Below are 7,383 nucleotides of genomic sequence, written 5' to 3' on the forward strand. Positions count from 1 at the left end.
GCCGATTGCGGCGCTAACGCCTGAGCACCAGCCAGCCGAAGGCGCCCAGCGAGAGCATGGAGTAGATCAGTCCCGGCGCGGCAGCGGTCAGCCACGGCCACCAGTTGCGCAGGTTGCCGATGTAGCCAAACACGTTGTTGAGCAGGAAGAAGCTGATGCCGATCAGCACGCCGCCGAACACGTAGCTGGTGATGCCGCCGGAGCGGAAGTGCAGGTAGGCGAAGGGCAGGGCCAGCACCACCATCACCAGGCAGCTCAGGGGATAGAACACCTTGCGCCAGAACTCGATCTCGTAGCGCTGCGAGGTCTGGCCGTTGTCGTCCAGGTGGCGGATGTACTGGAACAGGTCGATGGTGCTCATGCGGTCCGGCTTGAGCAGGGCCACCGAGACCATTTCCGGCGTGATCTCGGTCGGCCAGCGCACTTTGGGCAGCTGGTTGCGCTCCACCGTCGCCATGTCCGCGCCGGTGGTGTTGAACTGGCTGCGTTCAGCCTCTTGCAGCAGCCAGGCGCCGTCGGCGAAGCTGCCGCGCGGCGCCTGCGTGGTGGAGACCAGGAAGCCGCGCGCGTCGGCTTCGAAGATGCGCACGCCCTGCATGTCGCCGTCCGGCGTGAGGGCGTTGACGTTGACGGTGTAGGTGCGCTGGCCCTGCCGCTCCTTGAGCCAGGCGCCGGTCTGCCCGACGCTGATGCGGCCCTGGTAACGGGCCTTGAGCAACTGGGCCGCCTTGTCCGCCGCCGGCGCCAGGTAGTCGCCGGCCGCGAAGGTGAGCAGGGTGAACATCATGCCCAGGGCCAGCAGGGTGCGCAGCGCCCGCCAGGGGCCCAGCCCGCTGGTGCGCAAGATGGTGTACTCGGAGCTCTGGGCCATCCGCGCCATGACGAAGATGCTGCCGATCAGCACCGCGATGGGCAGCAGCTCGTACAGGTGGTTGGGGATCCTCAGCGCCACGTAGACCAGGGCCTGGGTCAGCCGGTACGGCGTGTCACTCTTGCCGACGTTGGGCAGTTCGTCGACAAAGTCGAAGAAGAAGAACAGGGACAGGAAGCCGATGGCGACGAACACCACCGCGGCCAGCACTTCGCGGTAGATCAGGCGGCGGATGGTCATCATGGCGCGCTCCTGCGCGTCAGGGGACGCCGCGGCCACAGGGGCCAGTTGTTGTGCTGCTTGGCCAGCCACAGCAGGGCCGCCAGCAGCACCCCGCCGTGCAGCGCCAGCACGAAGCCCACGAAACCGACGCGGCCCCCACCGACCCAGCTCTGGCCGATATTGAGCAGGTTGAAATAGACGATGAAGGCGAACAGCGCGAACACCAGGTTGCCGCTGCGCCCGGCGCGCGGGTTCACGCTGGACACGGTCACCGCGATCACCACGAAATTGAAGGCCGCCAGCGCCAGGCCCAGCCGCCAGGCCAGTTCAGCCTGGTTGGCGCGGCTCGGGTCCATCAGCAGGGCGAAGGTCGAACGGGTCTTGACCGGGGTCGTGTCCGAACTGCCCAGAGGGACGGTGCCGACGCGGTTGCCCAGCTCCTCGAATTCGCTGACCTTGAGCTGGCGGTCCTTGAGCGAGCTTTCCATCCGCTGGCCGTTGGACAGCAGCAGGAACTGCCGGTCGCCCTCGGTCACCACCCGGCCGCTGCGCGCCGAGGTCACGGTTTCCTTGCCGCGCTCCAGTGTGGAGATGAAGATGTTCTTGCCCGACTTGTTGTCCGGCGTGTCCTTGTCCAGGAAGAATACCCGGGTGCCGTTGGAAGACTCCTGGAACTGGCCGGGCGCGACCCGCTCCAGGTCGCCGCGGCTGCCGTAGCGGTCCTTCAGGTCCTGCGTCTGCTGGTTGGCCCAGGGCCAGACCACCAGGGCCAGCAGCGCGATCACCAGCAACACCGGCCAGGCGAAGCCGAACAGGGGCTTGAGAAAGGCCGACAGGCCGCGGCCGGCTGAAAACCAGATCGCCATCTCGCTGTCACGGTACATGCGCGAGAGCGTGCCGACGATGGCGATGAACAGGCTCAGGGTGAGGATGGGCGGCAGGTAGCCCAGCACCGTGTAGCCCATGACCATCATCACTTCCTGCGGATTGACGCTGCCGCGGCTGGCCTGACTGAGTGTGCGGATCAGCGTCATCGTCATGACGATGGTGACCAGCACCACCAGGGTCGCGCCGAAACTTCGGGCGAGCTCCTTGCGCAGGGAGGAATGGAATAACATCAGCCGGGAATAGCAGCAGCGGGGAAAACGCGGATTATGGACTTCGAACTCAAGACTCTGGGGCCGGCCGGCGCGGCCGGCGAAAAATGCGACGCCCTGGTGGTGTTGGTGGGCGAGCTCTGGCGGCCCGGCAAGGACGCCGTGTCGGCCCTGGTGGCCGGCGCCCTCAAGGCCGGCGATTTTGAACCCAAGCCCGGCCGGCTGTTGCAGGCCTACCGCAGCGCCGGCATCGCCGCCCCGCGCGTGGTGCTGGCCGGCGCTGGCGATGGCTCGGCCAGGCGCATCCATGCGGCTGTGCAGGCCGCGGTCGCTTCGCTGCGGACGTCCAAGGCCAAGCGGCTGCTGATCGTCCTGCCCGCCAACGCGGGCGACGAGGCTGTGCGGGCGGCGGTCTCCGCGACGGCCGAAACCAGTTATGTCTATGTGGCGACCAAGTCCAAGCCCGAAGGGCGCGAGTTGCAGCGCGTCACGCTGGCGGTGGCCGATCCAAAGAAGCACCAGGCGGCCTTCACCGCCGCCCGTGCGGCGGCCAATGGCATCGAATTCGCCCGGGAAGTGGCCAATTTGCCGCCCAACCACGCCACACCGACCCGGCTGGGCGAGGAGGCCAGGAAGCTGGCCAAGGCCCACGGCTTCCAGTGTGAGGTGCTGGGCCCCAAGGAAGTGGCCAAGCTGGGCATGGGGTCCTTCATGGCCGTGGCCAAGGGCTCGGACGAGCCGCTGCGCTTCATCGTGCTCAAGTACCAGGGCGCGGCCGCATCGCAGGCGCCTGTGGTGCTGGTGGGCAAGGGCATCACCTTCGACAGCGGCGGCATTTCGATCAAGCCCTCGCCCGAGATGGACGAGATGAAGTTCGACATGGGCGGCGCTGCCAGCGTGCTGGGCACGTTCCGCGCCCTGGGCGACCTGCGGCCTGCGCTCAACGTGGTGGGCCTGATTCCCAGCTGCGAGAACATGCCTGACGGCGGCGCCTTCAAGCCCGGCGACATCTTCACCAGCATGAGCGGCCAGACCATCGAGGTGCTCAACACCGATGCCGAAGGGCGCCTGATCCTGTGCGACGCCCTGACCTACGCCGAGCGCTTCAAGCCTTCGGCTGTGGTGGACGTGGCCACGCTGACCGGCGCCTGCGTGATCGCCCTGGGCGGCGTGCGCAGCGGCCTTTTCGCCTCCGACGACACCCTGGCGGCCGACCTGCAGGCCGCTGGCGAGGCGGCGCTGGACCCCTGCTGGCGCATGCCGCTGGACGACGAATATGGCGAGGGCCTCAAGAGCAACTTCGCCGACGTCGCCAATGTGGCTGGACGCCAGGGCGGTGCCATCACCGCCGCCAAGTTCCTGCAGCGCTTCACCGGCAAATATCCCTGGGCCCACCTGGACGTGGCCGGCACGGCCTGGAAGAGCGGCGCGGCCAAAGGCTCGACTGGCCGGCCCGTGGGCCTGCTCGTGCAGTTCCTGGTGGGACGCCAGGGCGCCGCGCCGGCCAAGGCCAAGGTCGCCAAGGGCACACGCAAACCGGCGGCATGACCGAGGTTGCCTTCCATTTCAACGCGCCGGACCGGCTGGGCTATGCCTGCCGGCTGCTGCGCAAGGCCACGGCCAGCGGCGCGCGCGTGGTGGTGACGGCCGAGCCCGCGCTGCTGCGCGAGCTGGACACGGCACTGTGGACCTTCTCGCCGCTGGAATTCCTGGCGCATTGCCATGTTTCGCAGGGCGGCGAGGCGCTGGCGCGCTCGCCCATCGTGCTGGCGGACCAGCCGGCGACGGCGCCGCACCAGCAGGTGCTGGTCAACCTGGGCGGGCCGGTGCCCGAAGGCTTCGAGCGCTTCGAGCGCCTGATCGAGGTCGTGACGGGCGAGGAGGGCGACCGCCTGCAGGCGCGTGAGCGCTGGAAGCACTACGCCGAGCGCGGTTATGCCATCACCCGGCATGACCTGGCACACAAGGAGGCCGGCTGATGGCAAGCCGCACGCCGCCGCGCTATGTGCCCACGCTGACCGAGGTGGTGAGTGTGGGGGCGCAGCCGCAACCGGGCGCGGCCACCAGCCTGTCTGAAGAACAGCTGGTGCATCGCATCATGCAGCGTGTCGACCTGACGCTGGAGCGGCGCTTGCGCGAGGCCATTGCGACCACCGTGCTGGAGCAGACCCGCTCGCTCGGCCCCATGCTGCGCGAGGAGATCGAGGCGGTGGTACGTGACAGCGTGTCGCAGGCGCTGGCCGAGGAGTTGACCGCCAGCAGCAAGCCGGCGTAGGCGGGGCCGCGGAAAATTTGCGCGCTCGCCATTCGTTTCATTAGCGCGACGATGATCAGAGTAAAAGCTCTGATCCGCGCTCTCCTAGATGTTCCCCTATGTTCCGGGCCCGGAAATTGCGATATGTTCGCCGCCGTTGAGCCTTTATAAATATCTCAACCTTTTTCCCTAATCTGGAGGTTTTATGCAAATGAAGTTGAAATTGACGGTTGCCGCCGCCATTGCCGCAGTGGCTGGCCTGGCTTCGGCCCAGGACCAAGTGGTCAAGATTGGTCACGTCGCCCCGGTTTCCGGCGCCCAAGCCCACTATGGCAAGGACAATGAAAACGGCGTGCGCATGGCCCTCGAGGACATCAATGCGGCAGGCGTGACCATCGGTGGCAAGAAGATCAAGTTCGAGATCCAGGCCGAAGACGACGCAGCCGATCCCAAGCAGGGCACGGCCGCCGCACAGAAACTGTGCGACGCCAAGGTTGCCGGTGTGGTCGGTCACCTGAACTCGGGCACCACCATCCCCGCCTCCAAGGTGTACAACGACTGCGGCATCCCCCACGTCACCGGCGCTGCCACCAACCCCAACCTGACCAAGCCCGGCTACAAGACCACCTTCCGCATCATTGCCAACGACAACGCGCTGGGCGCCGGTCTGGCCTTCTACGCAGCTGACACGCTCAAGCTCAAGAAGATCGCCATCATCGACGACCGCACGGCTTACGGCCAGGGCGTCGCCGAAGTGTTCAAGAAGACGGCCGCTGCCAAGGGCATCCAGATCGTCGACGAACAGTTCACAACCGACAAGGCCACCGACTTCATGGCCATCCTGACGGCCATCAAGGCCAAGGGCCCGGACGGTATCTTCTTTGGCGGCATGGACCCCCAGGCCGGCCCGATGCTGCGCCAGATGGAACAGCTCGGCCTGAGCAACGTCAAGTACTTCGGCGGTGACGGCATCTGCACGTCGGAAATCGCAAAGCTGGCTGCCGGCGCCAAGACGCTGAACAACGTGGTCTGCGCCGAAGGCGGCGCCTCGCTGGCCAAGATGCCCGGCGGCGAAGCCTGGAAGAAGAAGTACGACGCCAAGTACCCCAACCAGTTCCAGGTCTACAGCCCGTACACCTACGACGCCACCTTCGTGCTGGTCGACGCCATGAAGCGCGCCAACTCGGTCGACCCCAAGGTCTACACCGCCAAGCTGGCCGAGTCCAACTTCAAGGGCATCACCGCCAGCATCGCCTTCGAACCGAACGGCGAACTGAAGAACCCGGCGATGACCTTGTACGTCTACAAGGACGGCAAGAAGTCCGCGCTGAACTAAGCTTCGCGTTCCCGCAAAAAGCCGCCTTCGGGCGGCTTTTTTCATGGGCGGCGGCAAGGCTGCCGGGGGTCGCTTGCACGCTACATGCAACCGTAGTGTTTCCCCGTATCTTGCCGTAGGCAAACTCCTACAAGCCGCACCAGCATTGGCTTTGCGGCCAGTTCGGGCCCGGGCCTCAGTTGTCTCATCCGCCGGAAATCATTACGCTGCTTCGATTTGTAGCTTTGTCGACGGATTGCTTACGTTTGGGGGACAACATGGAAGTAGTGACGAAACTGCCCTCGGCAGTGGAGCAGCGCGATAGCGAACTCAAACTCGTGCTCAAGGCGCTCAGTGCTTTCAGGCGTGGTGAGCAGGGCGTGACCCTGCCCACCGAATGGGACGGCGTGCAGGGCAAGATTGCCGCCGAATTCAATGCCTTGTCGGTCCAGGCGACTCGCACCTCGCACAGCCTCAAGGCCATCGAGGCCAACACCCGCAGCGGCGCCCGGCTGGACCGGCATCTCAATGACGACAAGCTGCTGGGGTTCTGGCAGGACAACGTGGCCGCGGTCAACGTCCTGGTGGACGAGGGCGAGCTGGCCGCTGAAAACACCCGCGCCCTGCTGACGGCCCTGACCGACCTGAAGAAGGGCAAGGCGACATCCCAGCTGCCGCAGGACTGGCCCGGCATCTTCGGCAAGGTGGCGGACGCCTTCAACGACGTGGTGGCGGAAAACGTGCGCATGTCGCATGAGCTGGCGCGCCTGTCGCGCGTGGTCGGCAAGGAAGGCAAGCTCAAGGAGCGGGCCCAGGTGCCAAATGCCAGTGGCTTCTGGCGCGATTCGGCCGAATCCATCAACTCGCTGATCGCCGATCTGGTCCATCCCACCTCCGAAGTGGCGCGTGTGATCGGCGCCGTGGCGCAGGGCGACCTGTCCAAGTCGATGGCGCTGGAAGCCGAGGGGCGGGCGCTGGAAGGCGAGTTCCTGCGCACCGCCATGATCATCAACAAGATGGTGCAACAGCTGGGCACCTTCTCGGCCGAAGTGACGCGGGTGGCCCGAGAAGTGGGCACCGAAGGCAAGCTGGGTGGCCAGGCCGATGTGCAGGGTGTGGCCGGCACCTGGAAGGACCTGACCGACTCGGTGAACTTCATGGCGTCCAACCTGACCTCCCAGGTGCGCAACATCGCCGACGTGACCAAGGCGGTGGCGGCCGGTGACCTGTCCAAGAAGATCACGGTGGACGTCAAGGGCGAGATTCTGGAACTCAAGAACACCATCAACACCATGGTGGACCAGCTCTCCTCGTTTGCCTCGGAGGTGACACGGGTTGCCCGGGAAGTGGGCACTGAAGGCAAGCTGGGCGGCCAGGCCGATGTGCAGGGCGTGGCCGGCACCTGGAAGGACCTGACCGACTCGGTCAACTCCATGGGCTCGAACCTCACATCCCAGGTACGCAACATCGCGGAGGTGACGACGGCGGTGGCGGCCGGTGACCTGTCCAAGAAGATCACGGTGGACGTCAAGGGCGAGATCCTGGAGCTCAAGAACACCATCAACACCATGGTGGACCAGCTCTCCTCGTTTGCCTCGGAGGTGACACGGGTTGCCCGGGAAGT

Annotated in this window: 7 protein-coding genes; 5 read left to right on the forward strand and 2 right to left on the reverse strand. The window is 65.9% G+C overall.

All coding sequences use genetic code 11. The features are described 5' to 3' along the window. Positions 1–13 precede the first annotated feature (13 nt). Both lptG and lptF read right to left on the reverse strand, forming a co-directional pair. Complete coding sequence (gene lptG, locus Q0632_RS21740) at positions 14–1,114, reverse strand: LPS export ABC transporter permease LptG (protein ID WP_298934223.1); 1,101 nt, start codon at positions 1,112–1,114, stop codon at positions 14–16. Next, positions 1,111–2,211 (reverse strand): LPS export ABC transporter permease LptF, encoded by a 1,101-nt coding sequence (gene lptF / locus Q0632_RS21745; RefSeq protein WP_298934225.1) that lies wholly within the window; start codon positions 2,209–2,211, stop codon positions 1,111–1,113. Before lptF ends, lptG begins: the two co-directional genes overlap by 4 nt. Before the next feature lie 36 nt (positions 2,212–2,247). Between lptF and Q0632_RS21750 the strand changes: the two genes are divergently transcribed. From Q0632_RS21750 to Q0632_RS21770, 5 genes are all read left to right on the forward strand, one after another. Next, the gene (locus Q0632_RS21750; protein WP_298934227.1) at positions 2,248–3,738 is read left to right on the forward strand and encodes a leucyl aminopeptidase; all 1,491 of its coding nucleotides are present in this window, start codon (positions 2,248–2,250) and stop codon (positions 3,736–3,738) included. Further along, positions 3,735–4,169 (forward strand): DNA polymerase III subunit chi, encoded by a 435-nt coding sequence (locus Q0632_RS21755; protein ID WP_298934229.1) that lies wholly within the window; start codon positions 3,735–3,737, stop codon positions 4,167–4,169. The genes Q0632_RS21750 and Q0632_RS21755 overlap by 4 nt, the downstream gene beginning before the upstream one ends. Continuing rightward, on the forward strand, positions 4,169–4,465 hold the full coding sequence (locus Q0632_RS21760) for a hypothetical protein (protein ID WP_298934231.1): 297 nt from the start codon (positions 4,169–4,171) through the stop codon (positions 4,463–4,465). Before Q0632_RS21755 ends, Q0632_RS21760 begins: the two co-directional genes overlap by 1 nt. Positions 4,466–4,649: 184 nt before the next feature. Continuing rightward, positions 4,650–5,780 (forward strand): branched-chain amino acid ABC transporter substrate-binding protein, encoded by a 1,131-nt coding sequence (locus tag Q0632_RS21765; RefSeq protein ID WP_298934233.1) that lies wholly within the window; start codon positions 4,650–4,652, stop codon positions 5,778–5,780. Positions 5,781–6,037: 257 nt separating this feature from the next. Next, a partial coding sequence (locus tag Q0632_RS21770; RefSeq protein WP_298934235.1) for a HAMP domain-containing protein occupies positions 6,038–7,383 on the forward strand: 1,346 nt, incomplete at its 3' end.

The organism is uncultured Ramlibacter sp. (assembly GCF_936925435.1).
Classification (GTDB): domain Bacteria; phylum Pseudomonadota; class Gammaproteobacteria; order Burkholderiales; family Burkholderiaceae_C; genus Ramlibacter.